This window comes from Halorientalis sp. (assembly GCF_028275115.1).
In the GTDB taxonomy this organism is placed as follows: Archaea; Halobacteriota; Halobacteria; order Halobacteriales; family Haloarculaceae; genus Halorientalis.
This window is the reverse complement of the sequence record NZ_JAQCNH010000097.1, coordinates 38,643-52,772: the sequence shown is the minus strand read 5'-3', so window position 1 is coordinate 52,772 and position 14,130 is coordinate 38,643. Positions and strand designations below refer to the sequence as shown.

The 14,130-nt window shown below is 64.9% G+C and carries 16 protein-coding genes; 8 read left to right on the top strand and 8 right to left on the bottom strand.

The genetic code is table 11. The annotated features are described in order from the left end of the window. Window positions 1–2: 2 nt before the first annotated feature. Window positions 3–560 carry an endonuclease dU gene (locus Q0964_RS13680; protein WP_299268622.1) on the bottom strand — a complete coding sequence of 186 codons (558 nt, stop codon included), beginning with the start codon at window positions 558–560 and terminating at the stop codon, window positions 3–5. Beyond that, window positions 557–748, bottom strand: a complete 192-nt coding sequence (locus tag Q0964_RS13675; RefSeq protein ID WP_299268620.1) for a DUF5786 family protein — start codon at window positions 746–748, stop codon at window positions 557–559. Before Q0964_RS13675 ends, Q0964_RS13680 begins: the two co-directional genes overlap by 4 nt. A gap of 79 nt (window positions 749–827) precedes the next feature. On the opposite strand from Q0964_RS13675, the gene Q0964_RS13670 reads away from it, so the two are divergent. Further along, window positions 828–1,439, top strand: a complete 612-nt coding sequence (locus Q0964_RS13670; RefSeq protein WP_299268618.1) for an MBL fold metallo-hydrolase — start codon at window positions 828–830, stop codon at window positions 1,437–1,439. A 207-nt stretch (window positions 1,440–1,646) separates the two neighbouring features. On the opposite strand, the gene Q0964_RS13665 is transcribed toward Q0964_RS13670, so the two are convergent. Continuing rightward, entirely contained in the window at window positions 1,647–1,796 is a 150-nt protein-coding gene (locus tag Q0964_RS13665; RefSeq protein ID WP_299268616.1) for a 50S ribosomal protein L40e, read from the bottom strand. A gap of 84 nt (window positions 1,797–1,880) precedes the next feature. Between Q0964_RS13665 and Q0964_RS13660 the strand changes: the two genes are divergently transcribed. Then, window positions 1,881–2,924, top strand: coding sequence for an enolase-like domain-containing protein (locus Q0964_RS13660; protein WP_299268614.1), 1,044 nt, complete (start codon window positions 1,881–1,883; stop codon window positions 2,922–2,924). Between the two features lie 201 nt (window positions 2,925–3,125). On the opposite strand, the gene Q0964_RS13655 is transcribed toward Q0964_RS13660, so the two are convergent. After that, window positions 3,126–3,644 carry a DUF367 family protein gene (locus tag Q0964_RS13655; protein ID WP_299268613.1) on the bottom strand — a complete coding sequence of 173 codons (519 nt, stop codon included), beginning with the start codon at window positions 3,642–3,644 and terminating at the stop codon, window positions 3,126–3,128. Between the two features lie 52 nt (window positions 3,645–3,696). On the opposite strand from Q0964_RS13655, the gene Q0964_RS13650 reads away from it, so the two are divergent. Further along, a complete protein-coding gene (locus Q0964_RS13650) occupies window positions 3,697–4,956 on the top strand; it encodes a redoxin domain-containing protein (protein WP_299268612.1) in 1,260 nt (419 codons plus the stop codon). 55 nt (window positions 4,957–5,011) lie between these two features. Continuing rightward, a complete protein-coding gene (locus tag Q0964_RS13645) occupies window positions 5,012–5,374 on the top strand; it encodes a nuclear transport factor 2 family protein (protein WP_414652167.1) in 363 nt (120 codons plus the stop codon). On the opposite strand, the gene serS is transcribed toward Q0964_RS13645, so the two are convergent. Next, on the bottom strand, window positions 5,371–6,753 hold the full coding sequence (serS, locus tag Q0964_RS13640) for a serine--tRNA ligase (RefSeq protein ID WP_299268609.1): 1,383 nt from the start codon (window positions 6,751–6,753) through the stop codon (window positions 5,371–5,373). The two genes, Q0964_RS13645 and serS, sit on opposite strands and share 4 nt — an antisense overlap. A 203-nt stretch (window positions 6,754–6,956) precedes the next feature. Here serS and Q0964_RS13635 point away from each other — a divergent pair, with 203 nt between their 5' ends. Then, window positions 6,957–7,712, top strand: a complete 756-nt coding sequence (locus Q0964_RS13635) for a bacteriorhodopsin (RefSeq protein WP_299268607.1) — start codon at window positions 6,957–6,959, stop codon at window positions 7,710–7,712. An 85-nt stretch (window positions 7,713–7,797) separates the two neighbouring features. Then, window positions 7,798–10,014 (top strand): methyl-accepting chemotaxis protein, encoded by a 2,217-nt coding sequence (locus Q0964_RS13630; protein ID WP_299268605.1) that lies wholly within the window; start codon window positions 7,798–7,800, stop codon window positions 10,012–10,014. 78 nt (window positions 10,015–10,092) lie between these two features. On the opposite strand, the gene Q0964_RS13625 is transcribed toward Q0964_RS13630, so the two are convergent. Then, a complete protein-coding gene (locus tag Q0964_RS13625) occupies window positions 10,093–10,287 on the bottom strand; it encodes a cold-shock protein (RefSeq protein WP_077206686.1) in 195 nt (64 codons plus the stop codon). A 106-nt stretch (window positions 10,288–10,393) separates the two neighbouring features. Between Q0964_RS13625 and Q0964_RS13620 the strand changes: the two genes are divergently transcribed. Together Q0964_RS13620 and Q0964_RS13615 are read left to right on the top strand one after the other, a co-directional pair. After that, the gene (locus Q0964_RS13620) at window positions 10,394–11,305 is read left to right on the top strand and encodes an MBL fold metallo-hydrolase (protein WP_299268594.1); all 912 of its coding nucleotides are present in this window, start codon (window positions 10,394–10,396) and stop codon (window positions 11,303–11,305) included. Between the two features lie 523 nt (window positions 11,306–11,828). Then, complete coding sequence (locus Q0964_RS13615) at window positions 11,829–13,103, top strand: RNA-guided endonuclease InsQ/TnpB family protein (RefSeq protein WP_299268592.1); 1,275 nt, start codon at window positions 11,829–11,831, stop codon at window positions 13,101–13,103. A gap of 141 nt (window positions 13,104–13,244) precedes the next feature. Here Q0964_RS13615 and Q0964_RS13610 read toward each other — a convergent pair whose 3' ends face one another. Together Q0964_RS13610 and Q0964_RS13605 are read right to left on the bottom strand one after the other, a co-directional pair. Continuing rightward, window positions 13,245–13,634, bottom strand: coding sequence for a hypothetical protein (locus Q0964_RS13610; protein WP_299268591.1), 390 nt, complete (start codon window positions 13,632–13,634; stop codon window positions 13,245–13,247). 87 nt (window positions 13,635–13,721) lie between these two features. Next, window positions 13,722–14,108, bottom strand: coding sequence for a hypothetical protein (locus Q0964_RS13605; protein WP_299268590.1), 387 nt, complete (start codon window positions 14,106–14,108; stop codon window positions 13,722–13,724). Window positions 14,109–14,130 lie beyond the last annotated feature (22 nt).

The following is a 14,130-nucleotide window of genomic DNA, read 5'->3' as shown; positions in this document are numbered from 1 at the left end:
GGTCAGCGGCTGCGGCGGAACTCGTCGGCCCCGCGAGCGGCCAGACGCGCGACCCGGAGCGGCTCCGGGCGGCCGCCGACCGGGGTGAAACCGTCAACGACCGCCGCCGCCTCGTCGTCGTTCAGGCCGACGGCACGGACGAAGAGGGTCTCGTCGCCGATTCCGACACGCTGGCGGTCGGGCTGGGCAAGATAGGTCTCAAGTCGCTCGTCGAGTTCGTCGCCGTCGAACTGCTCGTGCAGTGCCGGTTCGAGCCCCTCGCTATTCTCGTATGTTACGGAGAGGACGGGTCGGTCGGTCCGGTCGGCGACGTGGTGCAGGTCGACGACGTTGAACCATGCAGGGGCGATTCCGGAGACGAGAACATACCGGACGTCTTCACGCCCGAGGTCGCCGAACAGCGAACAGATGGCGTCCGTGGCGTCGGTCCCGCCGACGGTGCAGGTGGTGAAGGCGAAGCCGTCGGCGACGCAGCTCGCGCGGGTCACGACACCGGCGAGCGTACTCCGGTCCCCGCGGAAGGACTCGGCGATACCGAGGGCACGGGCCCCTTTTTTCACGTGTTTTCGTCTTCGTCCTCTTTGATATGTTTGAGTTTGTCGAGCAGTTCGTCGTTGGACGCACTGAACTCGTATTCGACGTCGCCGTCGTGGGTGTTCTCGGATGTTGATACGCCGTCGTCGTCTTCAAAATCAGTGTCGTAGTCCTGATTGTCCTGTTCGGACTCGTCGTAGCTCCCGAACCCCATGCAAGTTCATTAGAGTTGCAGAGTAAAAAGCATCTCGCCGCCCGGTACCCTGAAACGTTCTCCGGCCGACGGGGCAAACATGGACGTACACAACGTCACGGCGGAGGCGGAAACGTTCACCTGCAACGCCTATCTGGCGCTGGGCGAGCGCCCCGTGCTGGTCGACGCCGGTGCGATGAACGGCGTCGTCGAGGAAGTCCGCGATCACACCCGGACCCTCGACGCTGTCGTCCTCACACACCAGCACGGCGACCACGTCGCCCAGTTGGACGACGTTCTCGAGGAGTTCGACGCCGAGTGCTACACCTACGCGCCCCACCGTCACCAGTCCGTCGAACTGGAGGACGGCGATCAAGTCGTAATCGGTGACGAGGCTTTCGACGTAGTGTACACGCCCGGCCACGCCGACGATCACGTCTCGCTGGTCAGCGAGACCACCGTATTCAGCGGCGACGTGGTCGTCCACGACGACGGGGCGTTCGACTACGGTTCCTTCGGCCGGACGGATATGGCCGGCCAGTCCCGCGACCGACTGGTCGAGAGCGTTCGAGACCTCCTCGACTGCATGCCCGATAGCGTGGAACACATGTACGCCGGCCACGGCAGCACGTTCGAGGGCGACGTGCGTGACGTGGTCGAAACCGCGCTGGAACGCGCCGAAAAACACGAGCCGAAGTATCCCGACGGGTAGAGCCACGGACGGTTTTATGACCACACTTGCGGAGTCGAGTGTCCATTCGGTAGGAGTGGGACACTCCGAACCACCTGTGACGGAACGTCACCTGCGAAGTCTGGAGTCCCTGTGCCCACGTCGGCGATAAATTCCGACACAGAACCGGGAGGCCCTGTCCTCACAAGCGAGCGGCGGGCAGCCCCGAGCGCGGTAGGGCAGGGGAGTTCACGCCGCGCTGCGTTCGCGGTTTTTCGGTCGGAGGTTCCCGTAGCCACATTTCCGACAGCGGTCCGACTCATCCGGGTTGCGAGCGTTACACCGCATGCAGATCATCTTCGACAGAATGCGATCTTCAGCTTTCTCGAACGTAGCCATAAATATCTGTACCCTGTCGTCGTGTTTAAGCGTTCCGAGACCGCCCCGGACGGGCTTTTTGAATCAGCCCGTTCTATCCGGTGTATGCTCTTCGACAGGGTCGCGGACCTGCCGGTCGCCGTCGACAGTATCGACCACACGCTCCGAGAGCGAGAGACCACGAGCGGGTTCGCTCGCGCCACCACGACCGTCGAGCTCTCGGGCGAGGGCGAAACGGGCCGGGGCGAAGACGTGACCTACGAGACCGAGGACCACCACGAACTCGCCGCGGCTGGCCTCCCCGACCTCACCGGCGAGTCCACCTTCGCCGAGTTCTCCGCTCGCGTGGGGGAGTTGGACCTGTTTCCCACGCCGCCCGAGCGCGAGGTGTTCCGGCACTATCGGCGGTGGGGCGTCGAGAGCGCTGCGCTGGACCTAACGCTCCGCCAGAACGGCCTCGACCTGTCGTCGGCGCTCGACCGGACGTACGACCCCGTCGAGTTCGTCGTCAGTACGCGACTGGGCGAGCCCCCGACCATAGACCGGCTAGAGCAGGTACGCGACATCCGTCCCAACACCGAGTTCAAACTCGACCCGACGACCGACTGGAGTGCCGACCTCGCCGCCGAGGTGGCCGATCTCGCACCCGTCCGGATCTGTGACTTGAAAGGGCAGTACGAGGGGACCGACGTGGACGCGCCGGCCGACCCCGACCTGTACGAACTGGTGCTTTCGACGTTCCCCAACGCGGTAATCGAGGACCCGAGGCTCACAGAGGAGACGCGGCCGCTGTTCGAGGGTCGGGAGGGGCGAGTGTCCTGGGACGCACCGATTACCGGCGTCGAGAGCATCGAGATTCTGCCGTTCGAGCCGGACTGGCTGAACATCAAGCCCTCCCGGTTCGGGAGTGTCGCGTCGCTGTCCGAGAGCATCGAGTACTGCATGGACCACGACATCCGGATGTACGGCGGCGGCCAGTTCGAACTGGGCGTCGGCCGCGGTCACATCCAGGCGCTGGCCGCCCTGTTCTACCCGGACGGTCCCAACGACGTGGCACCCGGCGGGTACAACGACCCCGATTTCAAGGGGGACCTGTCACCGCGTCCGCTCGACCCGCCCGCCGAACCCGTGGGCTTTCGCTGGGCGTGAGGAGAGAAGGGCGCTGGATTGAAGTTCTCGGCTCGACTGCCCGGCGTATGGTCCTCCAGGTCTTCTGGTTCGTCTTCGGCCTCGTCATCACCGTGAGCATCATCGCCATCGGTGCGTACATCGGCACGCTCCGTGCGCTCGACACGTTCTACGGCGACGGTTTTCTGCTCCGAGCGGTTCCACGAGCCACAGGACCGCTGATCACTCCCGGTCGAGGTAGTCGTCCTGCACGGCAAGAATCCCGTCGGCGTCGGTACACTCGGCGTAGCGACGGAGCGGTTCCTCGTTGAGTTCGAGGAAGGTGTGGCCCCAGGTGAACTTCGAGAGGATCTCCTCTGCCTGGGCACGCTGGCCGAGGAGGCAGAGCGCGCCCGCGAAGGCCTCGACGGTATTCAGTTCGAAGGGTGTCCCGTAGTTGACGGGGTTCGCGGCGACGAGGAAGGGGAGGGCGCGGTGGATGCCCTCCAAGTCGAAGGCCTCGCGATCGGCGGTCTCCCACGAGCAGTCGAGCGCGACCACTCGGTCGTGGCGTGCGCCGGCCCCGACGCCGTCCTCGGGCGAAAGCACCCGGTTGGCGAACGGATTGAGAACGATACCAGGTGGTGTCGACCGGGTCGCCCGGTGTAACTCCGCGCGGTCGAACCGCGAGAGCTTCCGGGCGCTGCACTTGTCGGGGTCGTCGTCGCCCTCGTAGCGGACGTGCAGGCCGTATGCGCCCATCGAATGTACGAACGCAGTCAGGGTTTAAGTTCCTTGCAGTAGAGGTTTGGCTGTGCTATCGGAAGGGACGGTGGCCCCGACAGTTGCGTTGCCGGGCGTGGTCGACGGTGCACCGAGAGACGTCTCTCTCGACGACTACGTCGGCAGCGGAATCATCGTGCTGGCGTTCTACCCGGCTGACTTCAACCCCGCCTGCGAAGACGACTCCTGTGACCTGACAGGGCTCGACCTCTTCACCATGCAGCGGGACGTGGACATCTTCGCCGTCAGCACCGACAGCGTGTTCAGCCACCGCGCGTTCGCCGAGGAGTACTCTCTGTCGATCCCCCTCCTGAGCGACACGCACGGCGAGGCCGTCGCGGCATACGACGTGGCACTGGAGAGTGACCAGTTGCTGTCCAAACGCGCGGTGTTCGTCATCGACCAGGAGGGAGTCATCCAATACGCGTGGTCGACCAGCGACCTGGAGCGCCGCCCCGACATCGACGCGGTCCGGGAGGCAGTCTCGTCCATCGGCGGCGACTCGACTGCAGTCGGGCGCTACCGTGTCGGCCACGCCCACTACATCGAGGCTCGGCGGGCGTTTACCAGCGCGATGAAGAGCTTCGAGGACCGTGACTGGCTGATCTCACAGGGCGACTTCCAGCGGGCGATGGAGGAGTTCCGCGAGTCGGCCGACCAGTTTCAAAGTGCCGTCCGCTTCGCCGAGTCCGAGCCACTCGAGGCTGGCTTCGAGCGCGCCCAAGAGAAAGCCACCGCGCTCTGGCAGGCCGCCGAGTGGCTGGCCGAATCCGCGAGCGAGTACGCGAGCGGCGACGGCAAGGAGGCCGACGAACTCCGCCAGGACGCCGAGACCCCTCTAGAGACCGCCCGCGACATCGGAGAACCGCCGGACCCCGACGACATCACCCTCGACGCAGCGGGGACCGCTACCACGGCCGAGGCGAACGGCTCCGGGAGCCTCGACGCTCCGACCGACCCCGCCGAGGACGAGGACACGTCCGAACCCGGCGGCGAGGCCGACGGCGACCCCGGCGAACAGGACGACGTGGACGCCGCCGTCGAAGACGTGTCCGTCGACGACGAGGACACGACCGAGCGCGACGACGCGGAACGGGCCGGACCCGACGCCCGGGGCGAGAGCGGCGTTTCGAGCGCCGTCGAATTCGACGTGGCGGACGACAGTGACGGTGAGGACACGGCGGACGAACGGGCCGAAGCCGACGGCAACGAACGCAGTGACGTCACCGACGACGGTGGCGAGGAGGGTGACGAGGACATCGAACTCGACCTGAAAGACCCGACGGAGTGACTCGGGCCGCGCCGTCCGGTGTTCGGTCCCCCACTTTCTCGGTTCCCCGCTCCGTATGCCCCGTATGGACAACGAGACGACCGCCCGCGAGTACTACCGGGCGCTCGACGACGACGACTACGAGACACTCACAGACCTGCTGACTCCCGGGTTCGCCCACCATCGTCCCGACCGGACCATCGAGGGTCGAGACCGGTTCGTGACGTTCATGCGCGAGGAGCGGCCGATGAAGGCGACGAGCCACCCACTGGACGCCGTGTACTGCGAAACGCGGAGCGACTCGCAGTCGGACGCGGACGAGGTCGCCGTCCGGGGCCGGTTACTCGACCCCGAGGGCGAACCGGTCGTCTCGTTCGTGGACGTGTTTGTCTTCGAGGGCGAGCGCGTGGCGACGGTTCACACCTTCACCAACCCTTAGCCCTTCTCGCCTGCACCGAGAGCGCTCTCACCGACGGGTTCGTGGCCCTCGATGGTCTCCTGGCCGCCCATGTACTCCCGGAGCGGTTCGGGAACGGTGACCGTGCCGTTGTCGTTCTGATAGTACTCCATGATAGCGACCATCACGCGGGGGACGGCCAGTCCGGAGCCGTTCAGCGTGTGCAGGTACTCGGCGGACTCGTGGCGCTCGGGTCGGTACCGGATGCCCGCCCGCCGGGCCTGGAACGCCTCGAAGTTCGAGACCGAGGAGACCTCCAGCCAGCGGCCGCCCGCCTCGGGGCCGTCGTCCATGTCGTCGCCCGGTGCCCACACTTCGATGTCGTACTTTTTGGCCTGGGTAAAGCCCATGTCGCCGGTACACATCTCCAGCACGCGGTATGGCAGGCCCAGTTCGTCGAGCACTGCCGCGGCTTCCTCGCGGAGGTCTTCGAGACGGTCGTAGCTGTTCTCCGGGCGAACGAAGTTGACGAGTTCGACCTTGTTGAACTGGTGGACGCGGACGATGCCGCGCGTCTCCGTGCCGTGTTCGCCGGCTTCGCGCCGAAAGTTGGGGGTGTATGCCTGGTGTTTCAGCGGGAGGTCGTCGTCCAGCAGAATCTCGTCGCGGTACATGTTGGTGACCGGAACTTCGGCGGTCGGGAGGAGCCAGAGGTCGTCCTCGTCGTAGGGTTGGTCGTTGTCCTCGCCGACGCGGTAGGCGTCCTCGACGAACTTCGGGAACTGGCCGGTCCCCTCCATCGACGTGCTGTTGACCGGGATCGGCGGGAACACGTCGGTGTAGCCCTGCTCGCGGTGCAGGTCGAGCATGAACTGAATGAGGGCGTGTTCCAGACGCGCACCGTCGCCCTGCAGGAAGTAGAAGCCGCCACCGGAGACTTTCGCCCCGCGCTCGAAGCTCAGGATACCGAGGTCCTCTCCGAGGTCGTAGTGGGGGACCACCGGGTCCGGGAGGTCGCGCAGGTCGGAGAACCCCTCTCGGGCGACCGCAACGTTGTCACTCTCGTCGTCGCCGATTGGGGCGTCCTCGTGAGGGATTTGCGGGAGCTCGAGCAGGGCCTCTTCCAGTTCGGCCTCGAGTTCCGTGGCACGGTCCTCGACGTCCTCCAGTTTCTCTTTCAGTTCGCCCGACCGCTCGATGGCTTCCTGTGCTTTCTCGTCTTTGCCCTCCTGTTTGAGCTGGCCGATCTTCGAGGAGACCTCGTTTCGCTCGTGTCGGAGGTCGTCACCGCGAGCCTTCAGCTCGCGCCACTCCTCGTCGACCGCCAGAATCCGGTCGACGTCCACGTCGTCGACGCCCTTGTCGTCGAGGGCGTCTCTGACCGTCTCCGGGTTCTCTCGGAGGAACTGCCTGCTAATCATTCGCTCTGAACTTCTCCGTGCCGTGGCAAAACCGTGTCGCTCTCCGCGAACACCGGGTCGAGACCGTCGGGCCCGCCTGCGGTTCAGCGTGCGAAACCGACCGCGAGTTTATTCCTGCGGTCGCCTAGCAAACGTTCAGACGGTGGTCGAACTGGGTGTCGTCTGCACTGTCACCCGGAGGAAGCAACCGCCACAGTAACACGATGTTGTTCGAAGAACAAACACTTTATTCGGCAGTTGCGGTCGTGGCGTTGGGACTGACAGTCGTCTTTGCCGCCCGAGTCCGCCGGTTCGAGGGCGCGATGCGTCGGCATATGCTGCTCGCGCCGACGGTTACCGCGTTGCTCACGGTGAGTTATACTGGGATGGCGACCGGAACTCTACTGTTAGACGGGCCGGAGGGCGCACCGGTGTACGTCACGCGGTTTCTGGACTACGGCATCGCATACGCGTTCGCGGCCGCCTACACCGGACTGCTCGCCGACGCCAACCGGCGGCTGCTCGTCTCGGGGATACTCGGGCTGTGGGCGTTCTCCTTCGGAGCGATGGCCCGCCACCTCGCGTCGCCGCCGCTTGACAGCTTCGTGAGCGTGCTGGTGCTCGGCGGGTTCGTCTACTCACTGTGGCTGTTGCTGCGCCCGTACACGCGGTCGGCGACGTCCGTGTCCGGCGACCAGCGACTCCTCTTCGGTAAGCTCCGGAACGTCCAGGTAATCATGCTGTTCACGTACCTGCTCGTCGCGCTGACGACACGACAGGCGCTGGGTCTGCTCGGCGCGTTCACCGGAATCTACGTCTCCGCCTATCTCGACCTGTTCAGCCACGTTGCGCTCGCTGGACTGATTCTGCGCTCGGCGCCGGCAATCAGGTCGGTAGCCGAGACCTACCCCTCTCCACTCTCGTTCCTGACGCGCTCGAACCCGGACCGACCGACCGCCGAGACACCGGCCGACGACTGACGATGAGCTGCCACACGTCCCAGCTGCCGACCGAAATCGGCCGCTCCGCCACCGACGACAGCGCCACGGCTGGAGGGAACTCCCGATGAACGCACGAGACCTCGTTCCCGACCGGATCAGGTCGCGTTACAGCCTGAAGATTGCGACGACGCTCGCGCTCGTGTTCGTCGTCACACTCGTGTCGGCCGTCGTATTTTACGGGAACGTCGCGGGGGAACTCGGTGGGTCCGCCGACGCCGCCCTCAGTGCCGACGCGAACGAGAGCGCCGATACGGCGGCGCTGTGGGTCGACGCGAACGCCAATCTGGCGGAGAGCGTCGCGGCCACGGATGCCGTCCGAAGCGGTGACACGGCGCGACTCGGCGACTACCTCGCCAGGACTGCCGCCGGGTCGGGTCGGGTCGGAGCCATACATTACGTCGAGGATGGCCGGATCGTGGCGAGTTCACAGTCGAACGCGGTCGGCCGGTCGCTGCCTGTGCCCACGTCTGACGGGACCGACTCGGTCGCGGTCGGCGGTTCCAGAGACGCCGTCGTCGGGGACGGCTCCGTCGTCCCAGTCGTCGCCTCGGCCGGGGAGAACGGCTCCGTCGTCGTGGCGGGCGCAGCCGCGACGCTCCAGGACCGACTCGCAGACGAGCGATACGACACCGCGCTCGCGGCGGACGGCGACGTGCTTCTCGCGGCCGGCGAGCCGGAGCGCGCCGGGGGAGCCACGGAGCTGGCGGCGAACGGAACCGGGACCGGAACCGTTGGCGAGACGGAGCTGGCCGCGACGGCCGCGCCCGTCTCTGGAACGGGATGGCACGTCGTGAGTCACGCACCGACCGAGACGGTCTACGCCGACCGCGACGTCGCGACCGCGGCCATCGTCGCCCTGGTCTACGTCGTCGCGTTGAATCTGGGCATCTTCGGCGTCACTATTGGCGGCAACCTCGCCCTGGCGCTCCAGCGACTGGCCGACCGGGCGGGCGAGATCGGCAGCGGAAATCTCGACGCGGAGCTGTCGACCGACCGGGTAGACGAGGTTGGCGCGCTGTACGACGAGTTCGACTCGATGCGACGTTCACTGGAGGCGTCACTCGGTGAGGCCGAAACGGCGCGTGCGGAGGCCGAGCGCGCCCGTGAAGAGGCCGAGCAGTCCGAGATTCAGACCCAGCGACTCAACGCGGAGCTCGAGGCCGAGGCGGAGCGGTACAGTGAGATCATGGCCGCCTGCGCCGAGGGCGACCTCACGGCACGACTCGACCCCGAGACCGACAGCAAAGCGATGTCCGCCATCGCCGCCTCGTTCAACGACATGATCGCCTCGCTGGAGTCGACCATCGCCGACGTCGAGGAGTTCACCGACGACGTGGCCGGGTCGAGCACTGACGTGGAGGCGAGCGCCGACGAGGTCAGAGAAGCCAGTGCAGCGGTGCGGGAGTCGGTCGGGCAGATTTCGACCGGCGCGCGCGAGCAGAGCCGGGACCTCCAGCGAACGGCCGACGAGGTTAACGACCTGTCGGCGGCAATCGAAGAAGTCGCAGCCACGACCGACGAGATCGCCACGGAGTCGGACCGTGTCGCGCGACTCGGTGCAGACGGGCGCGACCAGGCCGAGCGAACCATCACGGAAATGCGCGATGTCGAGGGCCGGATTGCCGACGCTGTGACTGCCATCGAGGAACTGTCCGCCGAGATCGAGCAGGTCAGTGAGGCAACCGAACTGATCGACGACATCGCCGAGCAGACGTCGATTCTGGCGCTGAACGCCAACATCGAGGCCGCGCGGGCCGACGCCGACGGAAGCGGGTTCGCCGTCGTCGCCGACCAGGTGAAAGACCTCGCGAGCGAGACGAAGACTGTCGTCACGGAGATACAGTCACAGGTCGAGCAGGTTCAGGCACAGGCCCGGGACAGCGCCAGCGACATCCGGGCCACCGAATCACAGATTACGGACGGCGTCGAATCGGTCGGTGACCTGACAGAGGCTCTGGAGGAAATCGTCGATGGCGTCGACGAGGTCGACACCGGACTCAAAAGCATCGCCCGGACGACCGACGAGCAGGCCGGTTCGGCGGAGGGAATCGTCGCCATGGTGGACGAGGTTGCCAGCGTCTCCGAACAGACGACCCGGCAGGCCGAAACCGTCACCGACGCCGCCGGAGAAGCGACCGACTCCGTCGAGGAGGTGTCCGACGCCGCAGGGCAACTGGCCGAGCGGACCAAAGAACTCCGCCGGATGCTCTCGACGTTCCAAGTCGATGCCACCGAACGGACGGTCGATTCGACCGTCGCCGACGGTGGGACGGAACGGTGAGCAACCGGGTATCGGGGCCGAACGGTTCCGTTGCTCGCCGGGAACTGTGTGTGGAAAAGTTGCGGTCCGAAACGCCGTTCAGTTACGAACGAGGTTCGTCGCGCGGGGGCCCTTGTCGGCCTGTTCAATGTCGAATTCGACTTCCTGTCCCTCTTCGAGATCCGGGCCGCCGACGTCTTCCATGTGGAAGAACACGTCCTCGTCCGCGTCGTCAGTCTCGATGAAACCGTAACCGCCAGTGTCGTTGAAGAAATCGACCGTACCGTTTGCCATTGCCTATGAGCACAAACCGGGTAGAGGCATAAAGATGGCGAGAGACGGGTTACCACGGCACTCGACTGCCGGAACGGCTTTGAACCGCGGGCGTCAGACTGTCGCTATGGCAATCGGCGACTCCTTCGAGGTGGCCGTCGGCGGCGTCGACGGCGTCTCCTACGTCGATACGGGAATGTACGACACTGCGGAGTACGGCGCGGTGTACGTAGTCGAGGGCGACGAACCGGCCATCGTCGACTCGGGCATCGGTACCAACCACGAGGCGGTCCTCAACGGGTTGGCCGAGCGAGGAATCGCACCCGAGGACCTGAGGACGATCGCGTTGACACACGTCCACCTCGACCACGCCGGCGGCGCGGGCTATCTCGCTGACGCCTGTCCGAACGCCGACGTGGTGGTTCACGAACAGGGCGCACGTCACCTGGTCGACCCCTCGCGGCTGGTCGCGGGCACCAAACAGGCCGTCGGTGACCAGTGGGAGTTCTACGCGGACCCGAAGCCGGTCCCCGAGGGACGAATCCGTGAGATTTCCGGCGGTGACACCGTCGGTCTCGGCGACCGAGAACTCCGAGCCCACCACACGCCCGGGCACGCGCCACACCAGGTCGTCTTCGAACTCGCGGACGAATCGGTCGTGTTCACCGCCGATGCGGCGGGTATCTACGTCCCCGGGCGCGACAGCGTTCGACAGACGACGCCGCCGCCGAACTTCGACCTGGAGGGGTGTCTCGCGGACCTCCGCACCGTTCTGGACTGCGACCCCGCGGTTCTCTGTTACGCCCACTTCGGTCCGGCGACGGCCGACGACAGAGTGCGCGAGTACGCCGACACGCTGAGCGAGTGGGTCGGAGCGGTCGCGGAGAAACGCGACGAACTCGGTGACGACGACGCCGTAGTCGAGTACTTCGGTGACCACACGTCGATGACCGACGTGTGGGGAGACCGGAAAGCGGCCGCAGAGGAGCGGATGAACACGCGCGGGGTCCTGACGTACCTCGACCGACGCGAGGAGTGACAGGGCGGACCGGCGTTGATCGAGCAGTTTCTCTGCTTCCTCGACGGAGTCGGCTTTCGCGACGGCGTCCTCCACTTCGCCCTCACCAGTACGGTCGAACTGCATCTGCCCCATCGTGGACGCCGCGACGACCCGGACCGCCGCCGTGCCGCCTTCCAGCGCGCGTTTGCTACGCTCGGTTTCCTCCATGGCGTCCCCGCCACCGGGTCTAAACGTCCGCGTGTCGTTGACCAGACCGACCCTCACAGCGATCCGCTTGGCGGCCCGTTCACAGGCGTCGGCGGCCGGAGCACGTTGCTCCGTGGCGAGAACAGCGGCCAGTGTGGGGTTGCGTACTGTCTCTCCCCGTTGTTCCACGTTTCGGGCGATTATGGAAGTTGCAAGGCTAAAACCCCGCGCCCTTCAGGGCGGGGATACAGCCGACAACTCCTACACAATCCACCGCCGATGGCAAGGCCGGATATTCCACGCCAACCGACACTACTGACAGAGTGACGTTCATAACCAGTTATGAAGCCAGAAAATGAGTCGAACCGTCCGAACCTTCGAGGCCACGATAACGAGCCAGCGGCAGGTTCGTGACGACCTCGACCAACTCGGATGGGCCGCCTCAAAACTCTGGAACGTCGGTCGCTACTACGCACAAGAACAGTGGGACGAAACGGGCGAGATTCCCGATGACGGGGAACTCGAAGCCGAACTCAAAGACCACGAACGTTATACGGAGTTACATTCTCAATCCAGTCAGCGCGTTCTCGAAGAACTCGCTGAAGCGTTCAACGGCTGGTTCGGCAAGCGTCGGAACGGCGACGACCGTGCCCGACCGCCCGGCTACCGCAAACACGGAGACTCCCACCCACGTTCAACCGTATCGTTCAAAGCGGCTGGCTTCAAGCACGACGCACAGTTCACCCGCGTTCGCCTCTCAAAAGGTCGCAACCTCAAGGAACACCGTTCAGACTTCATCCTGTGCGAGTACCAGACTCGCCCGGATATTGACCTGATAGAGTGGGACATTCAACAGGTTCGCGCCGTCTACAAGCGCGACGAGTGGCGATTGCAATTCGTCTGTCGCACCACCATCGACCCGGAACCACCGGGCGAAGAAGTGGCCGGTGTTGACCTCGGGATATGCAACTTCGCCGCCGTCTCGTTCGGCGGGGAATCGGTGTTGTATCCCGGTGGCGGACTCAAAGAAGACGACTACTACTTCAGGAAGAAGAAAGCCAAGTGCGACGAGTCCTCGTCCCGTGAGGCCACTCGTCTTGACCGCAAGCGAACGGGTCGCCGGACGCACTTCTTGCACTCCCTCTCGAAAGCAATCGTGGAGGAGTGTGTCGAAGGAGGTGTCGGGACGCTTGTCGTTGGCGACCTCGGCGGCATCCGAGAAGACGACGAGAGTGGCGAATCCCGTAACTGGGGCGACCACGGTAATCTCGACTTGCACGGGTGGGCGTTCAACCGTTTCACAACGATTCTCGACTACAAGGCGGAAGCCGAGGGTATAGCCGTGGAGTTGGTGTCGGAATGCGATACGTCGAAGTCGTATTCGACGTGCGGCCATACGGACGACAAACAGCGTGTTGAACGCGGGTTGTACGTGTGTGAGGAGTGCGATACGGTTGCGAACGCGGACGTGAATGGTGCGGAGAATATTCGGCAAAAGGTACTCCCGAGTCTCGCCACGGACGGCGGTGATAGGGATAACGGCTGGTTGGCACAGCCGGCGGTTCACTTGTTCGACCGTAGTGAGGGCTGTTTCGCCCCACGAGAACAGGTTGCTAACCGCGAATCTTAGTATCCCAACGCGGTCGGGAATCCTCGCCCTTTAGACCGGGGAGGATGTCAGACCTGGAGTCGTGCCCGCTGTTGCTTCAGAATCGCCACGGTGTTTTCGACGCTGACCGCGGAGCGGGCCCGACCGGTGGCCGGTTACCGGTTACTGCGGGGCCTGCTCGCGGCGCTTGTCCAGCAGTTTCTCGGCCTCCTCGACGGACTCGGCCTTCGCGAGTTCGTAGTCTTCGACGTCCTCGCCGGCCCGGTCGAACTGCATCTGGGTGACCGTCGACTCGGCGACGACGCGAACTGCGGCCCCCATACCGTTCTCCGCGAGGCCGCGTTTCCCCCGTTCGACTTCCTCCAGTGCCTCCTCGCTCGTCGGCTCGAACGTCCGCATATCGTTGACCAGGTCGAACCCGTCGTCGAGTTGCTTCGCCGCCTCGATGCAGGCGTCGGAGGCCGCCGACTGCTGTTCGACGGTGAGTCCGCTGCCAAGTTTCAGGTAGACACGCTGTTTCGCCTCGTCGACTGTCACGTCCCAGTTCGCCATGTACGCGTGTCGTTCTCTATCGATAATAAGAATTGCCGCGTGGTTTTCAGGTTTGATACCTGTGAGTCGGCGTCGCAGCGAACCGACTCACTGCGAGGCCGCGCGCTTCTCGAGGAGTTTCTCGGCCTGTTCGACGGTGTCGGCCACGGCGACAGCGTACTCCTCTTCGTCCTCGCCGACGCGCTCGAAGTGCATCTGCCCGGTCGCCGACCCCTCGCCCAGAACACGGACGGCGGCGGCGGCACCGTTCTCTCGGACAGCCTTTTTTCCCTCCTCGATGTACTGGACCGCCTCCTGATCGCCCGGAACGAACTCCGAGATGTCGGAGATGACCTCGAATCCAGGGTCGAGTCGTTCGGCGCCCGCCTTGACCGCCTCCGACGATTCTTTGGCCATCTCCGGGTCGTGGCTCCCGGCGAGTTCGATATACAGCCTGTTTTGTGCTTCGTCAACGTCGACACTCCAATCTGCCATGTGGAATGTTGTCTGCACACAG